This is a genomic window from Campylobacter sp. 2018MI34 (genome assembly GCF_016598975.1).
Classification (GTDB): Bacteria; Campylobacterota; Campylobacteria; order Campylobacterales; family Campylobacteraceae; genus Campylobacter_D.
This window is the reverse complement of the sequence record NZ_JAENKS010000009.1, coordinates 34,384-54,669: the sequence shown is the minus strand read 5'-3', so window position 1 is coordinate 54,669 and position 20,286 is coordinate 34,384. Positions and strand designations below refer to the sequence as shown.

The 20,286-nt window shown below is 26.9% G+C and carries 19 protein-coding genes and 1 pseudogene; 9 read left to right on the top strand and 11 right to left on the bottom strand.

All coding sequences use genetic code 11. The features are described 5' to 3' along the window. On the top strand, positions 1–680 hold a 680-nt coding region (locus JG676_RS03960), incomplete at its 5' end, for a DUF2920 family protein (protein WP_200217368.1). 32 nt (positions 681–712) lie between these two features. Here JG676_RS03960 and JG676_RS03955 read toward each other — a convergent pair. The 7 genes from JG676_RS03955 to rpsU form a co-directional block, all read right to left on the bottom strand. Continuing rightward, complete coding sequence (locus tag JG676_RS03955) at positions 713–2,434, bottom strand: ATP-binding protein (RefSeq protein WP_200217367.1); 1,722 nt, start codon at positions 2,432–2,434, stop codon at positions 713–715. Positions 2,435–2,450: 16 nt separating this feature from the next. Then, complete coding sequence (locus tag JG676_RS03950; protein WP_200170026.1) at positions 2,451–2,924, bottom strand: hypothetical protein; 474 nt, start codon at positions 2,922–2,924, stop codon at positions 2,451–2,453. Further along, positions 2,924–3,415 carry a YajQ family cyclic di-GMP-binding protein gene (locus JG676_RS03945; protein ID WP_200217366.1) on the bottom strand — a complete coding sequence of 164 codons (492 nt, stop codon included), beginning with the start codon at positions 3,413–3,415 and terminating at the stop codon, positions 2,924–2,926. Before JG676_RS03945 ends, JG676_RS03950 begins: the two co-directional genes overlap by 1 nt. Further along, positions 3,405–4,337, bottom strand: a complete 933-nt coding sequence (locus JG676_RS03940) for a D-2-hydroxyacid dehydrogenase (protein WP_200170028.1) — start codon at positions 4,335–4,337, stop codon at positions 3,405–3,407. The genes JG676_RS03945 and JG676_RS03940 overlap by 11 nt, the downstream gene beginning before the upstream one ends. Position 4,338: 1 nt before the next feature. Next, the gene (locus JG676_RS03935) at positions 4,339–5,508 is read right to left on the bottom strand and encodes a glutathionylspermidine synthase family protein (protein ID WP_200170029.1); all 1,170 of its coding nucleotides are present in this window, start codon (positions 5,506–5,508) and stop codon (positions 4,339–4,341) included. A gap of 8 nt (positions 5,509–5,516) precedes the next feature. Next, positions 5,517–6,110, bottom strand: a complete 594-nt coding sequence (locus tag JG676_RS03930; RefSeq protein ID WP_200170030.1) for a UPF0323 family lipoprotein — start codon at positions 6,108–6,110, stop codon at positions 5,517–5,519. A gap of 162 nt (positions 6,111–6,272) precedes the next feature. Next, positions 6,273–6,485 (bottom strand): 30S ribosomal protein S21, encoded by a 213-nt coding sequence (gene rpsU, locus JG676_RS03925; RefSeq protein WP_200170031.1) that lies wholly within the window; start codon positions 6,483–6,485, stop codon positions 6,273–6,275. Positions 6,486–6,646: 161 nt separating this feature from the next. On the opposite strand from rpsU, the gene ccoG reads away from it, so the two are divergent. The 6 genes from ccoG to JG676_RS03895 all read left to right on the top strand — a co-directional run bounded on the left by ccoG (position 6,647) and on the right by JG676_RS03895 (position 15,782). Next, a complete protein-coding gene (ccoG, locus tag JG676_RS03920; protein ID WP_200217365.1) occupies positions 6,647–7,999 on the top strand; it encodes a cytochrome c oxidase accessory protein CcoG in 1,353 nt (450 codons plus the stop codon). Beyond that, positions 7,996–8,475 (top strand): efflux RND transporter periplasmic adaptor subunit, encoded by a 480-nt coding sequence (locus tag JG676_RS03915; RefSeq protein WP_200217372.1) that lies wholly within the window; start codon positions 7,996–7,998, stop codon positions 8,473–8,475. Before ccoG ends, JG676_RS03915 begins: the two co-directional genes overlap by 4 nt. A gap of 19 nt (positions 8,476–8,494) precedes the next feature. Continuing rightward, on the top strand, positions 8,495–9,595 hold the full coding sequence (locus tag JG676_RS03910; RefSeq protein ID WP_210328639.1) for an efflux RND transporter periplasmic adaptor subunit: 1,101 nt from the start codon (positions 8,495–8,497) through the stop codon (positions 9,593–9,595). Then, a complete protein-coding gene (locus tag JG676_RS03905; RefSeq protein ID WP_200217364.1) occupies positions 9,595–12,711 on the top strand; it encodes an efflux RND transporter permease subunit in 3,117 nt (1,038 codons plus the stop codon). The genes JG676_RS03910 and JG676_RS03905 overlap by 1 nt, the downstream gene beginning before the upstream one ends. Further along, positions 12,708–14,162: a multidrug efflux transporter outer membrane subunit CmeC gene (gene cmeC / locus JG676_RS03900; protein ID WP_200217363.1), complete on the top strand. Its 1,455-nt coding sequence runs from the start codon at positions 12,708–12,710 to the stop codon at positions 14,160–14,162. The genes JG676_RS03905 and cmeC overlap by 4 nt, the downstream gene beginning before the upstream one ends. Before the next feature lie 276 nt (positions 14,163–14,438). After that, on the top strand, positions 14,439–15,782 hold the full coding sequence (locus JG676_RS03895; RefSeq protein WP_200217362.1) for a coproporphyrinogen III oxidase family protein: 1,344 nt from the start codon (positions 14,439–14,441) through the stop codon (positions 15,780–15,782). A 6-nt stretch (positions 15,783–15,788) separates the two neighbouring features. On the opposite strand, the gene hemJ is transcribed toward JG676_RS03895, so the two are convergent. The 4 genes and pseudogenes from hemJ to JG676_RS03875 form a co-directional block, all read right to left on the bottom strand. Further along, a complete protein-coding gene (gene hemJ / locus JG676_RS03890; RefSeq protein ID WP_200217361.1) occupies positions 15,789–16,241 on the bottom strand; it encodes a protoporphyrinogen oxidase HemJ in 453 nt (150 codons plus the stop codon). Further along, positions 16,225–16,696: pseudogene (gene lspA / locus JG676_RS03885) on the bottom strand (signal peptidase II). Before lspA ends, hemJ begins: the two are co-directional and overlap by 17 nt. After that, positions 16,689–18,026, bottom strand: coding sequence for a phosphoglucosamine mutase (gene glmM / locus JG676_RS03880; protein ID WP_200217359.1), 1,338 nt, complete (start codon positions 18,024–18,026; stop codon positions 16,689–16,691). The pseudogene lspA and the gene glmM overlap by 8 nt, the downstream one beginning before the upstream one ends. Before the next feature lie 90 nt (positions 18,027–18,116). Next, complete coding sequence (locus tag JG676_RS03875; RefSeq protein WP_200217358.1) at positions 18,117–19,151, bottom strand: cytochrome-c peroxidase; 1,035 nt, start codon at positions 19,149–19,151, stop codon at positions 18,117–18,119. A gap of 176 nt (positions 19,152–19,327) precedes the next feature. On the opposite strand from JG676_RS03875, the gene plsY reads away from it, so the two are divergent. Both plsY and JG676_RS03865 read left to right on the top strand, forming a co-directional pair. Then, complete coding sequence (gene plsY, locus JG676_RS03870) at positions 19,328–19,939, top strand: glycerol-3-phosphate 1-O-acyltransferase PlsY (protein WP_200170040.1); 612 nt, start codon at positions 19,328–19,330, stop codon at positions 19,937–19,939. Next, entirely contained in the window at positions 19,924–20,244 is a 321-nt protein-coding gene (locus JG676_RS03865; protein WP_200217357.1) for a dihydroneopterin aldolase, read from the top strand. The genes plsY and JG676_RS03865 overlap by 16 nt, the downstream gene beginning before the upstream one ends. The last annotated feature ends 42 nt before the right edge of the window (positions 20,245–20,286 follow it).

The following is a 20,286-nucleotide window of genomic DNA, read 5'->3' as shown; positions in this document are numbered from 1 at the left end:
TAGTTAAAAACTATCCTGAATTTACAAATTTACCTAAAATTTACGGGGGGGGGTCTTATGGTGGATACTTATCCTTACTTATAGCTAAGATTGCTCCTTGGTATGTGGATGGGGTGGTTGATAATTCAGGAGGAGCTTTTCCTAATTTAGCTTCTATTTTAGGTAGAGAATTTGGAATTTCTGATTATACTTTTAATGATCCAAATACCTTTATACAAACTTATGTTAAAACTTTTTGGACAAGAGATATTAACTCTCCTTTTTATTTTGGTGATGAAAACTATATGATAAGAGCTTTGCTTAATAAAGATCATCTTCTTTTGCAAAATGAAAAAAATAAAAATATTATTTATACTTCTTACCATAGTCTAAAAGATGAATTTAAAACTGCTGATAGTAAAAAATGTCTTTATGATTTTTATAAAAACCTAGGCTTTGATACAACTTTACATTTAATAGAGAGTGAAGATCAAATAGATGGAAAATTAATTAAAAGTTTAGAACACGGATTAAGAATGACTGATAAAGCTTTATTTAGACAAGAATTACCTATAGTATTAGAAAAATTAAAAAATAGAAAATCTTTTATGAGAGAAAACTCTATTTCTTATCCTTGTAAAGAAAAGGTTTTTACCTTTAAAGATAAAGAAGATAAATTTGTTTTAGAACTTAGAGGGTGAGCTTATCTAATATTTTATATATAAAATTTTTATTAGATTAAGCCTACTATCTTTGTTTTATCAAAACTAGAATTAAATTCTTTTTGTATATTTTCTAAAAAATCTTTCATTTTAAAAATTCCTTCTTTAGAAACTGCAGCTTTTAAAGCAGTATTTTTTACTACCATTAAAATTTGTGCTCCACTTAATTCATAATTTGCTAAAATTTTTTCATCAAATTCTTTATCAAATTCAGCATTTTTAGGTAAAAATTTCTTCCAAATTTTAAGTCTATCTTCAAAATCTGGCTTTTTAAATTCAATCTTATAATCAAATCTTCTTGAAAACGCACTATCTAAACTTTCTAAAAAATTTGTTGTTGCAATGATTACCCCATTAAATTTCTCTATTTGCTCTAAAAAAATATTTTGCATTTGATTATGCATTTTATCACTTCCGCTACTGCTTTCTATCCTTGTGCTTAAAAACTGATCAGCCTCATTAAGTAAAAGTATAGGATTTTGATTACAAGTTTGAGTGATATTTTTATAAGTATCAAAAATTTTTCTTACATTTTGCTCGCTTTCTCCAACCCATTTACTTAAAATCTTAGAACAATCAAAACTAAGAACCGATTTTTTCATTGATTTAGCTAAAGAAAGAGCTGACATAGTTTTACCCGTTCCAGCTGGACCATAAAAAATGATTTTTGCTTCGATATTCTTGCTTGTCTTAATACCCCATTTAGTGAGTCTTTCTAAAACCTTCTTATCTTGTTGTTTTAAAATGGTATCTAAAAGCTCTTTAGTTTGCTTAGGCATTATAATATCGTTTATATCAGTATTTGGCTCTATAAGTTCAAAAATATCTTGCTCTTTTAAGACACTTTCTAATTTAATTTTTTTATTTTGTTTTGGTTCAAAATTTACAATTCTTTGCAAAATTTTATCACTGATAAAAAAACTCTTTGCGAGCTCTCCAAAATCTTGTAGATACTCATCATATTCGATTAAATCAAGATCAATAAGTCTTGAACCCTCTTCTAAAAACTTTTTATTAGTTCTTTTGTCTAAATCATTTTCACTAATCAAAGAAAGTAAAAAATTAAATTCTCTTAAACTAGAATTTTCATTTGTTAAGGCATATTCTTCTTTTAAAAGTGCTAAAAATAAAATCTGTTCTTTATGATTTAGTTTATTTTCTTTAAAAATATCAGCTAAAACATTATAAAATTTACTTAGCTTTAAACGATCTTTAATGTGTTTTTCAAATTCCTTAATTTGATTTTTAAGCTCAAGATTATAAGAATTAAGTTTAATAAAACTTAGTTTCTCATAAAGCTCGATTTTATAAAACTCATCTTTTAAATATTCTAAAAAATTCTCATAAGGATCTTTTTTGTCAAGTTTTAATTTAGGCTTATCCTCTAAAAAATCTAAAAAATACTCACTTAAACTAATATCACTTTGTAAAAGATTTAATTTTGAATTAGAAAGCTTACTCACTCTAGAGCTTTTTAAAAAATTTAAACTTTGAGCGATAAATCCTCTTTCTAAAAGTTTTTTTAGATCTTCTAAAGCATCTAAATAAGCATATTTTTCTTGTTTAAAAATTCCACTTAATAGAGAAAAAGCGTTAATACTTGATATAGAAATAACATAATTTTTACAAAGTTCTTTTAAAATTAAAGCTTCATTTTTAGAGCATTTGAGCTTTTGATAAAGCTTTGTTTTTTCTATATCTTTTGTATTTAAAAACTCTTTAAGATCTAACATAAATTTCCTTAAGAATTTAATCAAGCTTTTGAATTGTAATTTTTGTTTTATTTAATTTATCTAAAAAAAATGTTTGATTATTGCAAACCTCATAAATGATATCATAATCTAATCCTTTGATTGATTGCTTAAAACCACAATCTTGTTTTTGCAAGTTTTTAGCATTAAACAAAGGTCTATTTTTTAAAATATCCTCTAAAAAATCATCATAAAAAGAATTTTTAAAAAATTTTTTATTAAAAAGCTTTTTATCATAACAAATTTCATTTAAACAAATTTTATCTTCTATTTTAATTCTAAAAAAAGCCTGACCCAATTTATAAACTTCTAAATAAGTCATTTTGCCATTTTGCTCTAAAAAACCTGCATCTTGAATACGCACAAGAGGAGAATTAAAATTAATCATTACGCTTTTAGTATTTGCCTCGTAAGTTTTTATAGAACAAGCATTTAAAAAAAATAAAATGATAAGAAAATATATTTTATTCATTATTTTAAATTCTTAAAAGTTAAATTAAGCTCTAAATTAAGATTTTTTACTAAACGCATCACACTTTGCAAATCATCAATTTGTTTTGAAACTACGCGAATTTCATCGCCTCGTATGCTAGAATTTACTTTAAGTTTGCTATCTTTTATAGCTTTATTGATTTTTTTAGCACTTTCACTATCTATACTATCATTTACTTTTAAATTTAAACGATACATTGCCCCATTTTCTTTTGAAAGCTCTTTAATCGCGTTAGAATTAATATTTCTTTTAATAAGTTTAGAGATTAAGATATCTTTTAAAACATCAAGTTTTGCCTCACTTGAGGAACTTAATTTAAAAATATTTTCTTTTTCACTAAATTCAATTTCTGTTTTTATACCTTTTAAATCATAACGCGTATCAAGCTCTTTTTTTGCTTGTTCAAAAGCATTTTTAAGTTCTTGCTTATCAATTGCAGCTGTAATATCAAAACTATGCTCACTTGCCATTTTCGATCCATTCTTTAAGATTTTCATATACTTTTTTCATTAGATTATTTATAGCCTCCTCGCTTGCCCAAGCAATATGTGGAGTAAGAATTAAATTTTGTATATTTTTAATTTTTAAAAGTGGATGATCTTGTATCATTGGCTCTTTTTCCAATACATCAAGCCCTACACGAATTCCTTTTTCATCTATAATCTTTGCTAAATCTTGTTCATTGATAATCCCACCTCTACCAACATTAATCAAAATAGCATCATCTTTTAAAAGTTTCATTTTTTCATAATCAATTAAATTATAAGTCTTATCGTTTAAAGGAGCATGAATACTAATAATATCACAAGTGCTTAATAATGTATCCAAATCTAAAGAAATATAATCATTATTGTGATTAAGTCCTGAAGTAGAATAATAACAAACATCAGCTCCAAAAGAATTTGCAATCTTAGCTACTTCTTTTCCTATAGTTCCAAGTCCTATAATGCCATATTTTTTACCTTCTAAAGAATGTAAAATTTTACTAAAATCTGTAAATATAGGACTTTTTATCCACTTTTGTTCTTTACACCACTTATCATAATAAATAATTTGATTTAAAAAAGAAAAAAGCAAAGCAAAAGTATGTTGCACTACACTTTTAGTTGAATAAGCTTCAACATTTTTAACTTTAATACCTTTAGAATTAGCATAAGCAACATCAATATTATTTACTCCTGTTGCTGTTTCTAAAATAAGTTTTAAATTTGTATTATCAATTACTTCTTTATCAATGATAATTTTATTAATCATTGCAACATCTGCTTCTTTTAATCTTTCAATTACCTCATCTTTTTTAGTGGTTTCATAAGATTTAAACTCACCAAAATCATTAAAAATAGACAAATCATAATTGCCTAAAGTTTTAGCATCTAAACATACAATTTTCATTTTATTCCTCGATAATATGTCCTACAAATTTAGAGCTATTATCTAATATCATAGAACCTTTTCTAAAGCCTAAACCACAACCCTCATAAGCAAAAAATACTCCCGCTTGATAATATTTTTCATTATGTTCATTTAATTTTACATATTCTTGATAAATAAAATTATTTTGATAAGGACCTTGATTTTCACAAATTACTTTACCATCTTTTACTATACTAATATTTGCACCTTCTCTACCAAAAATAGGTTTTTTAACATAAGATTTGTTATTTAAAGGCTTATCACTTGTCTCTAAAAGTAAAGGATGATTTGGATAAAGCTCCCATAAAATTTTCATAATGCCTTTACTTTGAAAAAGTAAAGTATAAGCAGGATTTAAAATAATAGCTTTTTGATTTTTCATAATTTGTGTTAAAAGTGCAGCAAGTTCTCCTTCTTCTATAGCTATATCTTCCCAAGGAATAAGCTTAAACCAATACTCATAATTTTGCCCGTCTTTAAAAATTCCTTCATTTTCGTTAAATTCAACCTCATCAACATAGGCAAAATGTGTATGAAATCCTGCTTCTTTTGCAATATGTTCAAGTAATTTTGTTGTAATAACTTCTTCTTGATTACTAGCAATACTAGAAAAAAGAATTTTCCAACCCTGATAATATTCTTCAAAAGAGTTAGGATCATCATTTAAAGTAATAAGTCTTTTAAAATTATCCATTAAAGCTTCATAGATATTATTAAACTGAGATCTTTCATCCATATTATTTTGCTTAAGTAAAGCCCATTGCAAAATAGCACTTTCAAAAAGCATAGTAGGAGTATCAGCATTAAATTCTAATAATTTTATAGGCTTTCCATCAATACCACCAGCAAAATCAAATCTGCCATATAAATGCCAATGAACTTCATTTTCCCAACTAATTTTAATGATATCCCTAAGATTAAAAGGAATGGCTAATTCATCAAAACGATCATTATCTATAACATTTTGAGCTGCTGCTATAAACATATCATAAAGCTCATTTGCAGCTTCATAATATGCATTAGCTTCATTTGGTGTTATACATACTAACTCATCACTTATATAATCGCTTCCATCAGAATCAGTATGCCAAGAAAAACCCATACTTTCTAAATAATCTTTTTTTAGTTTTTCTACTTTTAATAATTTCATTTTTACCCTTAAGATCCAAAACTTGTTTGAGAATTTGCTTTAGAATTACTTCCAAAAAAACCAGATTTACCAGAATTTCCAGCTTTAGCTGAATTTGCTTGATTAAAGCTATTTACACTCCTTTGATACGCACTTTGATTAGTAAAAGCTCCTCTTTGCTGATTAGCAAAATTAGAATTGTTAAAAAGTTTTGATCCTATCCAGCTTCCAAGTATAGCTCCAGCTGCGCTAGCAAGTAAAGTTTCACCCAAAGATAATCCCCCGCTACTTATTTGAGCATTATCTTTAGTTAAATTTGATGTTCCATTATCAATTTTAGCGGCTTCTTCTTTGATCAAAGCATCCATTTCTTCTTTGCTTAAAATTCTTTCAGTTCCATTTAATTCTTTTAAAATAACTCTTGTTTCATTGCTAGGATATTGATCTTTAATTTTATATTGATTTGGTGCTATTTCTTCTATGATTACAAAAGCACCTTCTTGTGCTTGTGTCTGAGCTAAAGAATCATTTTGATTTGAATTACAACCACTTAAAGCTCCTAGAGAAATTACACTCAATCCCCCTATTACGCTAATTTCGATTATCTTTTTAATATGCTTCATATAAAATCCTTAAATTGTTTAAAAATTTTTAAAATTTTAACAAAATTTTTATGATAAATTTCAAATTTAATAGATAGTTATAAAAATTATTAATAAGTTTAGAGTATTTTATAGTGTTAAATTTATTATATAGTTAATCAAAAGCCAAAAAGGCCTTTGATTTTAAAGTCTTGATTCGTAGCGTCTTAACATATAAAGTTTTTTAAGCATTTTTTTGCGTGCTGAAATTTTTTGTTTTTTACGAATTTCAGTCATAGGTTCAAAAAATCTTCTTGCTCTTACTTCAGTTACAATAAGATTTCTATCCACTTGCTTTTTAAACTTGCGATATGCTTCATCAAAAGACTCGTTAGGATGCACCTTAATTCCTGGCACTACCCTCACCACCTTTCATAAAAATATTTTTGGCTTGTAATTTTATGCAAAAATTACTAAATAAAACTTTAAGCTTAAATTATTTTTTAGAAGTTATAATCCTTCAATTAAAATTAAAATCAAAAATCCATCCAAAATTTACATAATTTTTAGGAATTTATATGCAATATATCACACATTATACAAAAAGACGTTATATAACATATTTTATTATTACTTTAATTATTTTCATTTTGCCATTTATTAAAATCAATAATAATCATTTTTTTCTTCTTGATTTTATAAATGAGAAACTTAATTTATTTTTCATATCTTTTGATACTCAAGAACTTTATCTTATGCCTTTTATATTAATGTTTCTTTTTATAGGAATATTTTTTATAACAACTTTAGCAGGTAGAATTTGGTGTGCTTGGAGTTGTCCTCAAACATTATTTCGTGTTATTTATAGAGATTTAATTCAAACAAAACTCCTTAAAATCCGCAAAAATATAAACAACAAACAAAAAGAATATCCTAAAAACTTTATTAAAAAAATTTTTGGAATTTTAATTTTTTATATGATTTCTTTAATAGCAGTAAGTAATTTTTTATGGTATTTTGTGCCTCCTGAAATATTTTTTAATTATTTAAAAAATCCTCAAGAACACTTACTTTTAGTTGGAATTTTATTTTTTGTTTCTTTATTTTTAACTTTTGATATAACTTGGTGGGCTGAGAAATTTTGTATTTATGTTTGTCCTTATGCAAGAATTCAATCTGTTATGTTTGATCATAATACAATGCAAGTAATTTATGATGAGAAAAGAGGAGGAATAATCTATAAGGATAAAATTAAACTTTATAAAAAACCTCCACAAGGAGATTGTATAGGATGTGAAGCTTGTGTTGATATTTGCCCTACACATATTGATATACGTAAAGGAATGCAACTTGAATGCATTAATTGCCTTGAATGTGCTGATGCTTGCTCTAAAATTCAAAACAAATTTAATCGTCCAAGTCTTATAGAATGGACAAGTATAGAAGCTATGAAAACTAAAAGTAAGGTTAAATTTTTAAGATTTAAAACTATTGGTTATTTAATAGTTCTTTTAATTATTTTAGTTTTATTAATTATCACAGGTAGCAAAAAAGAAAAGATGCTTTTAAATATTAATCGCAATAGCGAACTTTATAGCATTGATAATAAAAATGGAAAATTAGAAATAACTAATGCTTATACATTTTTATTTCAAAATACTGATAATCAAGCACATAAATATTATTTTACATTAGAAGAAGAAAATGGTAGTTTAAATACTGACATAGAAATTATAAGACCTAAAAAAGCTTTTAAACTTGAAGCAGGAGAAAAAATAAAAAAAATTGTAGCATTAAAAGCTAAAAAAAATTTAAATTCCCATACTCAAAAAGATATCATTATCCCTATTACAATTAAAGCTTATGCTGTTGATAATGATAAAATCTTTGTTCATAGGAAAACCATTTTTATTTATCCTAAAAATCAATAATCAATGTCAAAGGCTATAAAGCAAATGTAAATTCTGCTTATGGAAAAGTTTTAACAGCAAAAGCAAATTTTGATAGTGCTTCTAAAGACTATGAAAGAAATAAAATCTTATTTGAAAAAAAGGCCATTTCTCAAAAAGAGTATGATACTTCTTTAGCAAATTTTGATAGTGCTAAGGCTAATCTTACAAGTGCAAGAGCAGATTTAGCTAGTGCTAAAATTGATTTAAATTATACTCAAATTGTTGCTCCATTTGATGGTGTAATAGGTGATGCATTGATTAATATAGGAGATTTTGTTAGTGCAAGCACTACAGAGCTTGTTCGTGTTACAAATCTTAATCCAATTTATGCTGATTTTTATATCTCTGATACAGATAAATTAAATCTTAATCGCAATATACAGACTAAAGTAGTTATTAATTTAAAGTTAATAATTAAAAGTTATAATAAAAGTTTTGATTTAAAAGATTGTTAAATTTAAATAAGGAGGAATAATGATTTTAAAAAAGAATATTTTTCTAATTTTAAGTATTGCAATTTTTATTAGTGCTTGCAACGAAAAAGAAACTCCAAAAATGGCTATGCCAGCACAACCTGTAAGCGCTATGAGTGTTAAAGGTGAAGATTTACCTTTAAAATTTACCTATCCTACAAAATTGGTAAGTGATTATGATGTAATTATCAAACCTCAAGTAAGTGGGGTCATAGTTGAAAAATACTTTAAGGCCGGAGATCTTGTAAAAAAGGGTCAAAAACTTTTTTTAATCGAGCCTGATAAATTTGAAGCAAATGTAAATTCTGCTTATGGAAAAGTTTTAACAGCAAAAGCAAATTTTGATAGTGCTTCTAAAGACTATGAAAGAAATAAAATCTTATTTGAAAAAAAGGCCATTTCTCAAAAAGAGTATGATACTTCTTTAGCAAATTTTGATAGTGCTAAGGCTAATCTTACAAGTGCAAGAGCAGATTTAGCTAGTGCTAAAATTGATTTAAATTATACTCAAATTGTTGCTCCATTTGATGGTGTAATAGGTGATGCATTGATTAATATAGGAGATTTTGTTAGTGCAAGCACTACAGAGCTTGTTCGTGTTACAAATCTTAATCCAATTTATGCTGATTTTTATATCTCTGATACAGATAAATTAAATCTTAATCGCAATATACAGACTGGAAAATGGGAACTTGATAATATTCACGCTATCTTAAATGTCAATGGAGAAATCAAACAAGGAAAATTATATTTTATTGATTCTGTAATTGATTCTAAAAGTGGAAGTGTAAAAGCTAAAGCCATTTTTGACAACAATAACTCCACTTTACTTCCAGGAACTTTTGCAAATATCACATCTGAAGGTTTTATTCAAAAAAATGGCTATAAAATTCCTCAAAGTGCGATAATGCAAAACCAAAATGAAGTTTATGTTTATACTATAGTTAACAACAAAGTAACCAAAACTCCAGTTCATATAAGCTATCAAGATAATGAATATGCCATTATTAGTTCAGGGCTTAAAGATAATGATAAAGTTATTTTAGATAATTTCAAAAAAATTCGTATAGGCTCTGATGTTCAAGAAGTTGGGAGCAAATAATGTTTTCTAAATTTTTTATAGAAAGACCTATATTTGCCTCTGTAGTCGCTATAATAATTTCAATCGCTGGAGCTATTGGTTTAGTAAATCTACCAGTAGAACAATACCCTTCTTTAACTCCGCCAACCGTTCAAGTAAGCGCTACTTATACAGGAGCAGATGCTAGAACTATTGCATCAACGGTTGCAACACCTATTGAAGATGCAATTAATGGTGTGGAAAATATGATTTATATGGATTCTACAAGTTCTCCAGGACAAATGAAATTAACTGTTTATTTTGATATAGGAACCAATCCAGATCAAGCAACAATTGATGTAAATAACAGAATTTCAGAAGCAACAGCCAAACTTCCGGAAGCTGTAAAAAAACTTGGAGTCACTGTTAGAAAATCCTCTTCTACAATACTTGAGGTACTTTCTGTATATTCAGAAGATGGCTCGATGAGTGATATAGATATTTATAATTATGTTTCTTTAAATATCTTAGATGAATTAAAAAGAGTCCCAGGTGTTGGAAATGTCTCTGCAATAGGCGAAAAAGACTATTCAATGAGAATTTGGTTAAAACCTGATTTATTAAATAAATTTGGTGTCACTGCAAATGATGTTATAAGTGCAATAAACGATCAAAATGCACAATACGCTACAGGAAAAATCGGAGAAGAACCTGTGGTCAATAAATCACCTCAAGTTCTTACTATCACTATGCAAGGAAGACTTCAAACTCCACAAGAATTTGAAAATATTATTTTAAGAGTAAATGAAGATAATTCTTTTCTAAGAATTAAAGATGTAGCACAAGTAGAAATAGGAGCAAAACAATATAATTCTACGGGTCGTTCAGATACAAGCTCAGCTGTTCCAATTATGATTAATTTGCAATCAGGAGCAAATGCTGTAAATACTGCAAAACTTGTTGAAGAAAGAATGCAAGAACTTTCTAAAAATTTTCCAGAAGGTTTAAAATATAGAACTCCTTATGATACAACTATATTTGTTAAAGCTTCTATCAAAGAAGTTATTAAAACTTTCGTTGAAGCTTTAGTATTAGTTCTTGTTGTAATGTATCTTTTCTTAAAAAATTTTAGATCAACTATCATTCCTATGATAGCAGTTCCTGTTTCTTTACTAGGAACTTTTGCCATACTTTATCTTTTAGGCTTTAGTATCAATCTTTTAACACTTTTTGCTCTTGTTTTGGCCATTGGAATTGTTGTAGATGATGCTATTATAGTTGTTGAAAATATTGATAGAATTCTTCATGAAAATCCTGATATTTCAGTTAAAGATGCAGCAATTCAAGCAATGAATGAAGTAAGCTCGCCTGTTATCTCTATCGTTCTTGTATTGTGTGCTGTTTTTATACCTGTTTCTTTTATTTCAGGATTTGTAGGAGAAATTCAAAGACAATTTGCTCTTACTTTAGCAATTTCTGTTGCTATTTCAGGATTTGTCGCTCTAACACTTACCCCTTCTTTATCTGCTTTATTTTTAACAAGAAATGAAGGCAAACCTTTTTATTTTGTTCAAAAATTTAATGACTTTTTTGACTGGAGTACTTCTGTATTTAGCAGTGGTGTCGCTTATATACTAAAAAGAACCATTCGTTTTGTGCTTATATTTTTCATTATGATAGGATCTATTTTCTATCTTTATAAAATTGTTCCAAGTTCTTTAGTTCCTTCTGAAGATCAAGGGGTTATTATGAGCATTATCAATCTTCCTTCTGGATCATCTATACATAGAACTATTGAAGAAGTTGATAAAATCAATCAAAATGCTACTCAAATAGAAAGCATTGAATCAAGTGTTTCTCTTGTAGGATTTGATTTATTTACAAGTTCTTTAAAAGAAAATGCTGCAGCAGTATTTTTCAAACTTAAAGATTGGAGCCAAAGAGAAGAAAGTTCTAATCAATTGATCGCACAATTATTTAAACAATATGCAGCAGATAGAAATGCATTAAGTTATTTTTTAAATCCACCACCAATACCAGGTCTTAGTTTAACAGGTGGCTTTGAAATGTATGCTCAAAATAAGAGCGGTAAAGATTATGATGCTATACAACAAGATATTAATAAAATGCTTGAACTTGCAAGAACAAGAAAAGAACTTGCTAATGTAAGAACTACCCTTGATACAAGTTTTCCACAATATAAACTTATCATCGATAGGGATAAAATGAAATATTATAATCTTAGCATGCAAGATGTTTTTAACACAATCAGTGCAACTATAGGAACATATTATGTTAATGATTTTCCTATGTTGGGTAAAAATTTCCAAGTAAATATTAGAGCTTTAGGAGACTTTAGAAATACTCAAGATGCATTGAAAAATATCTATGTAAGATCAAGCGATAATCAAATGATCCCTTTAAATTCATTCTTGAGTCTTGTAAGAACTGCAGGTCCTGATGATGTAAAAAGATTTAATCTTTTCCCAGCAGCTTTAATTCAAGGAGATCCTGCTCCAGGATATACCTCAGGACAAGCTATTAATGCTATTGCTGAAGTAGCAAAACAAAGTCTAGGAGATGAGTATTCTATCGCTTGGTCAGGATCGGCTTATCAAGAAGTAAGTTCTAAAGGAACTGGAGCATATGCTTTTGTTTTAGGTATGGTGTTTGTATTTTTAATCTTAGCAGCGCAATATGAAAGATGGTTAATGCCACTTGCTGTTATCACAGCTGTTCCTTTTGCAGTTTTTGGCTCCTTTTTACTTGTAGCACTTAGAGGATTTGACAACGATATATACTTTCAAACAGGACTTTTACTTTTAATAGGACTTTCTGCTAAAAACGCTATTTTAATTATAGAATTTGCAATGGAAGAGCGCTTAAAAAAAGGAAAAAGCATTTTTGAAGCAGCCATTAATGCAGCTAAATTGAGATTTAGACCTATTGTTATGACTTCTTTAGCATTTACTTTTGGAGTTTTACCAATGATTTTTGCTAGTGGTGCAGGAAGTGCTTCAAGACACGCCTTAGGGACTGGACTTGTGGGAGGAATGATTGCAGCATCAACGCTAGCAATATTTTTTGTTCCATTATTTTTCTATCTTTTAGAAAGTTTTAATGAATGGCTAGATAAAAAAAGAGGTAAAATAAAATGAAAAAATTATTATATCTTTTTATCTTATTTTTTCTTAGTGCTTGCTCTTTAAGCCCTAATTTAAAAATACCAGAAGCAAACTATAGTATTGATAATAGTCAATTAAATATTACAAAAGAAAATAATATTTCAAGTCAATGGTGGAAAGAGTTTGATGATGAGAATTTAAATAAACTCATAGATTTAGCTCTTAAAAATAATAACGATTTAAAGCTTGCTTTTATCCATATGGAGCAAGCTTCTGCTCAATTAGGCATAGATTTTAGTAGCTTGTTGCCAAAATTAGATGGAAGTGCTGATGCAAGTCGTGGAAAAACTTCTATAAATGCTCCTAGCAATCAAACAGGAAAAGTAAATTATAATAATGATTTTAAAATGGGACTTAATTTAAGCTATGAGCTTGATCTTTGGGGTAAATATCGTGATACATATCGTGCTTCAAAATCAGCTTTTAAAGCAAGCGAATATGATTATGAAGCAGCAAGACTTTCTATAATTTCAAGTACAGCCCAAGCTTATTTTAATTTTACAAATGCATACGAGAATGAAAATACGCTTAAAGATGCATACGCTTCTGCAAAAGAAATTTATAGAATTAATGATGAAAAATTTCAAGCAGGTGCAGTTGGAGAATATGAACTCTCTCAAGCAAAAGCCAACTTAGAAAGCATAGCTTTACAATATAATGAAGCAAAATTAAATAAAGAAAATTATTTAAAAGCTTTAAAAATTTTAACTTCAAATGATTTAAATGATATACTCTATAAAGATCAAGCTTATCAAGCTTTTAATCTTAAAGAATTTAATATACCAACTGGGATTTCAAGCACTATTTTACTTCAACGTCCTGATATTGGTTCTTCTTTAGAAAAACTTATTCAACAAAATTATCTTGTTGGAGTAGCTAGAACAGCATTTTTACCAAGTCTTTCTTTAACAGGATTATTAGGGTTTGAAAGTAGAGATTTAGATACACTTGTAAATGGAGGATCCAAAACTTGGAATATAGGCGGGAATTTTACAATGCCTATTTTTCATTGGGGAGAAATTTACCAGAATGTAAATTTAGTCAAACTTAATAAAGATGAAGCCTTTATAAATTATCAAAATACTCTAATTACTGCTTTTGGAGAAATTCGCTATGCCTTAGTAGCTAGAAAAAATATACGCTTACAATATGATAATGCACAATCAAGCGAACAATCTTATAAAAGAATTTATGAAATTGCCAAAGAACGTTATGATATAGGTGAAATGTCTTTACAAGATTATTTAGAAGCACGTCAAAATTGGCTTAATGCTACAATTGCCTTTAATAACACTAAATATTCTTATGCTAATTCTATAGTAGAGGTTATTAAAGCTTTTGGAGGCGGATTTGAGCAAAATGAAAATATAAGTAAAAATATAGAACAAGATTCAAAAAATTTAGATATGTCTTTTAGAGAATAGTTTCTATTCTCTAAAAATAAATAAAATCTATATTAGTTTATAATTAATTTAACATTCTTAAAAAATAAAAACTTATTTTAGGAATATTTTATTAAAGTAAAGATAAAATTTAAAATCAGCTCTTTATTTAAATAAAGTATTTAAATTTTAAATGATTTTATTTTACTCATTATATCTTTTTAGCTAAAATCTTTTTTTAGTTAAAAAATAAAAAATTTACCGCTTAGTTAAATAAAAACTGTTAAAGTTTTATTAAAATTTTATCTTAGGAACAACATGAACTTTTTTCAAAATCTTGCTTTAAAATATTCTCACAATATGATGGAAAAATCTTTAAGACAAGGTTTTAATGTCGAGCTTTTAAAAACACCTAAAGAAAAACTTCCGCAAAATCATAAGCAATATATGCTATATATGCATATACCATTTTGTCATACTTTTTGCCCTTATTGTAGTTTTCATAAATATTATTATAATGAAAATTTGGCAAAAGCTTATTTTGAAAATTTGCGTAAAGAAATTCAAATTATAAAAGAACAAGGTTTTGATTTTACTTCTTTGTATGTTGGTGGAGGAACTACGCTTATTAACGAAGAAGAACTTCTAAAAACTTTAGAACTTTGCAAAAAACTTTTCTCTATTAAAGAAATCTCTTGTGAGAGCGATCCAAATCATATAAAGCCTGAAAAATTAATTCTATTTAAAGGTCTTATAGATCGTTTAAGTTGTGGAATACAAAGTTTTGACGATAATATTTTAAAAAAAATATCAAGATATAACAAATTTGGCTCTTCAAAAGAACTTCAAGAAAAAATATCTAAAGCTTTGGGAATTTTACCTATTTTTAGTATAGATTTAATTTTTAATTTTCCAGGGCAAACTAAAGAACAATTATTAAATGATCTAGAAATTGCAAAAAATTTAACACCTCAACAAATTACAACTTATCCTTTAATGAAATCAAATCTTACTAAAGATAATATTGCTAAAAGTTTAGGTATAAGTTTTAAAGACAATGAATTTGAATTTTATAAAATAATACGAGAATCTTTAAAAAATTATGTTCAAAACAATAGCTGGTCTTTTTCTTTGCAAAAAAATTCTTTAAATGATGAATACGTAAGTTCTCATCATGAATATTTAGGCATTGGTAGTGGAGCTTTTAGTTTTTTAGAAGGTGAACTTTTGATTAATGCTTTTAATTTGAATGATTATGCAAAACTTATAAAAGAACAACGCAATGCCAATATAGCAAAAGCTTATTTCAATAAAAAAGAAATTATAAAATATGTTTTTTTAACAGAAATTTTTGCTGGAAAAATTGAAATAAATAAATTTAATAAAACTTTAAATTGCAACCTTGAAAAAGATCTTTTTATAGAACTTTTGGGTTTAAAATTAAGTAAAGCAATTTATAAGGAAAATGATTCTTTTTATAGCACTGATTTTGGCAAATATCTTTTTGTTGTCTTGATGAAAGATTTTTATACAGGAATGGATCTTGTACGTGCAGTCTTTAGAGATGATGAACGCCTAAAAAACAAAAATTTTATTGATGTAATGAAAGAAAATATTGATCCGTTAAATTCCACCAGTATGGAATTTAAAACAGAGCAATAAAACAACTTAAAAAGGACGCAATACTATCATCCACGCAATAATGATAAACATGATAGTAGGAAACTCATTATAAACTCTAAAATATTTTCCACTCTTCTTAGAAGTATTATTCGCTAAAGCTTTTAAACAAAAATAATTATGGATATGAAAAATAATTAAAAGGGTAACACAAGTAAGTTTAACGTGCATATATCCAGATCCTACCATTAAAACTTCTTTATGAGCGTGCAACATTAAACTTCCTGTGATTAAAGTCACAATCATTGCAGGAGTTTGAATGGCAAAATAAAGTTTTTTCTCTTGAATTTTTACAACTTCAACAAAACCTTGATTTTCCTTGTTTTCTGCGTGATAAACAAAAAGTCTTGGTAAATAAAAAAGTCCAGCCATCCAAGAAACAAACGCTAAATAATGCATCCATTTTATCCAAGAATAATATTCATTAATCCATTCTATCATTTCTTTTCCTTTTTTATAAAAATTTCTTGTATTAAAATTAAAAATACCCCTAAATTAATCATTACATCAGCAATATTAAAAATAGCAAATTCAAACCATTTATGCCAAAAAAACATATCGACAACACCACCATAAACAAAGCGATCAAACAAATTTGAACTTCCTGCACCTAGTATTATTCCAAAAGCTATAAAATGTTTTCTAAAAAAAACTTTCTGATAAAAAAGATAAATTAATAAAACAACAATAACAAAAAGATGAATATATTTAAGATAATGCTCTAAAAAACTAAACATAGAAAAAGCTACGCCTGTATTTAAAGCAAAAGTAAGATCTAAATATTCACTTTGATAACGCAAACCATTTAAGGTTAAAGATTTAAACCATTGATCAAAAATAAAAACTATGATAAAACTAAACCAAAATAAAATTTGATATTTGATTTTATTAATCATTCAATGCTTTCTTAAAAAATGCAACAACATTTTTCATTTCTTTTTCTAAATTTTTAACATCTTTAGCTTCCAAGAGCAAACGTATAAGATTTTCAGTGCCTGAATATCTAAATAAAGCATTGATATTTTTATTTTTTAATTCTTCAATAAGTTCTTTTAGACCTTTTATTTTTTCTAAATTCTTTTTTTCTGAAATTTTTAAATTTACTAGAAGTTGTGGATAAGGTTTTATTTGCCCTAAAATTGCACTAGCAGACTTTTTTTTAGTAAGCATCAAAGCACTAAATTGCAAAGCTGCAATAAGTCCATCTCCTGTTTTTGCATAATCACTAAAAATAATATGCCCACTTTGCTCTCCGCCAAAATTTCCTTTTAATTCTTTTAATTTTTCAAGAACAAATTTATCTCCAACGTTGCAAGTTTGAAAATCTATACCATTTTTATTTAAAAACTCTTTCAATGCACCATTACTCATAGAGGTTGCAACTACACTTGATTTTAATTTATTTTGCTCTTTAAGAAATAAAGCTAAAACACCTAATAAACTATCACCATTAGCAACCTCACCTCTTTCATCAACTACAACTAAACGATCAGCATCTCCATCAAAAGCAAATCCTACATCAGCCCTTAGTCTTTTAACTTCATCAGCTAAATTTATAGGATGCAATGCTCCACAATTTTCATTTATATTTAAACCATTTGGCTTATCATTAATTACAATTACTTCAGCACCAAGTTCTTTAAACACAGTTGGAGCTACTTTATAAGAAGCCCCATTAGCAACATCTAAAATAACACGTAATGATTTTAAAGTTAAATTTTTAGGAAAAGAATTTTTAATAGAAACAATATAACGACCAATTACATCATCAATTCTTTTCGCTTGACCAATTTCACCCATGGTAACTCTTGCATTTTCAATTAAATCATTATTAAAATATATCTCTTCTATTTTTTTTTCTGCTTCTTCATTAAGTTTATTGCCAAATGAATCAAAAAATTTAATACCATTATCATAATAAGGATTATGAGAGGCTGAAATCATTATACCAGCATCACAACGCATATCCTCAGTTAAAAAAGCTATAGCAGGGGTCGGCATAGGTCCAATTTGTATTACATTATAGCCTATAGAGGTAAGTCCCGAAACTATAGCATTCTCAATCATATAACCACTTCTTCTAGTATCTTTTCCTACTAAAATATTATTTGTAAGACTTTTATCTTTAAAGTATATTCCAGCAGCCATTGCTAAACGCATTGCCAAAAAAGAATCTAGAAAGTCTCCCGCCTTTCCTCTAACACCATCTGTTCCAAAAAGTTCCATTTTAAACCTTATAATAAAATTTGAAACAATTATAACAAATTGAAAATTAAGAATATTAAATAAAAACCCTTAAAAAAGGGTTTTAAAAAATTAAAGTTGTGGTTTTGGAGTTTTACCAGTAGAAGCTGGAAATTGAGGATAAATAATTTTTGGTTTTTCACCTGTTAAAGAATGTAAAAAAGTTTCTATACTTTTTGCTTCTTGATCTGTAATTTTAATTCCAAGTTGAACGCTACCCATTTCTTTTATGGCATCTTGTAATGACCAAATAGCACCATTATGAAAATAAGGAGCAGTCTCTGCTACATTTCTTAAAGTTGGAGTTTTTACCATACCATTAGCATCGCCTTTAAAATCTCCAATATCTGCAAATTTATATTTAGCAGCAACTTGGAAAGGTTGCATACTTCCACCTAAATTTACACCTGTATGACACGCAACACAACCTTTATCAAGGAAAAGTTTAAGACCTTTTTTCTCTTTATCATTTAAAGCTTTTTCATCTCCATCTAAAAATTTATCAAAACGAGAAGGAGTAATTAAAGTTCTTTCAAAATTTGCAATAGCATCAGCAATATTGTCAAAATTTACACCACTTTTTCCATAAATCTTTTTAAATTCTTCTACATATTCAGGCAAAGAAGAAATTTTTTCTACAGCAAGTTTTGAAGGAGTTGCCATTTCAGCTTCTGATTCGATAGGACCCTTAGCTTGATCAGCTAAAGTTTTAGCTCTACCATCCCAAAACTGAGTTGTATTTAAAACAGAATTATAAACAGTCGGAGAATTTAAATGATGAGGATTAGTAGTCCATCTATGTCCAATAGCTGTAGAAACACCATCTGTTCCACCTAAACCTAAATTATGGCAAGTATTACAGGAAATAATACTACTTTTAGAAAGCCTAGGATCAAAATAAAGTTTTTTACCAAGATCTGATTTTTCTATACTAAACGCACTTGCTTTAACACCATTTTGTTTCAAAATATCATCAATTTCTTTTTGATTTTTTGGCAAAGAAGCTAGACCTGATTGTTTAGCTTCTTCAACTAAACTTAAAGCACCCAAATTTGCAGAATAAAAAATACCGCAAATGAAAATGATAAATGGTAATTTAATTTTCATTAAAAACTCCTTGATATTTTAAATAGAAATACAATATTAATCTCTTAATACTTAATTAATAATAAAAATTACTAAAAAAAATAAATAATTAATTAATAGTATTTTTATCTTATTTGATTTATTTATTTTTTTTATTTATAATTAAAACAAAATTATTGTTTTTATTTAAGGTTTATATGGAAAATCTAATTATTTATTTAATTTCTTATCTTTTAGGGTCAATTCCATTTGGCTTTATCCTTGCTAAGTTATTTGCTAATGTTAATATTAAAGAACAAGGATCAAAAAGTATAGGTGCCACAAATGTTTTAAGAGTTATAAAAAAAGATAATCCTAAATTAGCAAAAAAACTAGCAATTATGACTATTATTTTGGATTTTTCAAAATCTGCACTATTACTTTTAGTATTAAAAGTTTTAAATTATGATATAGGCTTACTCTGGAGTGTTGCTATATTAACAATATTTGGACACTGTTTTTCTATTTATTTATTATTTGAAGGAGGTAAAGGAGTTGCTACTGGTGCTGGTGCAATGATAATACTCTTACCTTTAGAAACATTAACTGCCTTAATAGTATGGCTGATTATTGGAAAAATCTTTAAAATATCATCTTTAGCTTCTTTATTGGCTTTGTTAAGTTTTATAGGAAGTTCTTTTATTTATCATTATGATATGCCAGAAATTCATACTCACGCACCTGTTTTTATTATTGCTTTCATTATATTTTATAAGCATTTGCCAAATATCAAAAGATTATTTTTTAAACAAGAATGCAAAATTATATAATTAGTATTAAAACAGAATTTAAGTGTATTATTGGTATTTTAGATTTTGAACGCAAAAAAAAACAAAAAGTGATAATAAAATTAAAAGCAAAATCTTATGAGTTTTTAGATTATTCTATACTTACAAAAAAAATAAAAAAATATTACAAAAAAAATAAATTTTATACTATAGAAGAATCTTTAAAATTTGTAAGTATAAAATTAAAAGAAAAAATTCCATCTTTATATAGCTTAAAAATTTCTGTTTTTAAACCAAAAATTATCAAAAAAACAAAAGCTGGAGTTCTTCTTAAAAAAAAATATTAATATTTTTTTAAGTTATTTGAATATTTACTTAAACTATGTTAT

Coding starts and splice junctions, on each gene's coding strand:
- JG676_RS03955 (WP_200217367.1), bottom strand. CDS start 2,434: ATGTTAGATCTTAAAGAGTTTTTAAATACAAAAGATATAGAAAAAACA.
- JG676_RS03950 (WP_200170026.1), bottom strand. CDS start 2,924: ATGAATAAAATATATTTTCTTATCATTTTATTTTTTTTAAATGCTTGT.
- JG676_RS03945 (WP_200217366.1), bottom strand. CDS start 3,415: ATGGCAAGTGAGCATAGTTTTGATATTACAGCTGCAATTGATAAGCAA.
- JG676_RS03940 (WP_200170028.1), bottom strand. CDS start 4,337: ATGAAAATTGTATGTTTAGATGCTAAAACTTTAGGCAATTATGATTTG.
- JG676_RS03935 (WP_200170029.1), bottom strand. CDS start 5,508: ATGAAATTATTAAAAGTAGAAAAACTAAAAAAAGATTATTTAGAAAGT.
- JG676_RS03930 (WP_200170030.1), bottom strand. CDS start 6,110: ATGAAGCATATTAAAAAGATAATCGAAATTAGCGTAATAGGGGGATTG.
- ccoG (WP_200217365.1), top strand. CDS start 6,647: ATGCAATATATCACACATTATACAAAAAGACGTTATATAACATATTTT.
- JG676_RS03910 (WP_210328639.1), top strand. CDS start 8,495: ATGATTTTAAAAAAGAATATTTTTCTAATTTTAAGTATTGCAATTTTT.
- JG676_RS03905 (WP_200217364.1), top strand. CDS start 9,595: ATGTTTTCTAAATTTTTTATAGAAAGACCTATATTTGCCTCTGTAGTC.
- cmeC (WP_200217363.1), top strand. CDS start 12,708: ATGAAAAAATTATTATATCTTTTTATCTTATTTTTTCTTAGTGCTTGC.
- JG676_RS03895 (WP_200217362.1), top strand. CDS start 14,439: ATGAACTTTTTTCAAAATCTTGCTTTAAAATATTCTCACAATATGATG.
- hemJ (WP_200217361.1), bottom strand. CDS start 16,241: ATGATAGAATGGATTAATGAATATTATTCTTGGATAAAATGGATGCAT.
- glmM (WP_200217359.1), bottom strand. CDS start 18,026: ATGGAACTTTTTGGAACAGATGGTGTTAGAGGAAAGGCGGGAGACTTT.
- JG676_RS03875 (WP_200217358.1), bottom strand. CDS start 19,151: ATGAAAATTAAATTACCATTTATCATTTTCATTTGCGGTATTTTTTAT.
- plsY (WP_200170040.1), top strand. CDS start 19,328: ATGGAAAATCTAATTATTTATTTAATTTCTTATCTTTTAGGGTCAATT.
- JG676_RS03865 (WP_200217357.1), top strand. CDS start 19,924: ATGCAAAATTATATAATTAGTATTAAAACAGAATTTAAGTGTATTATT.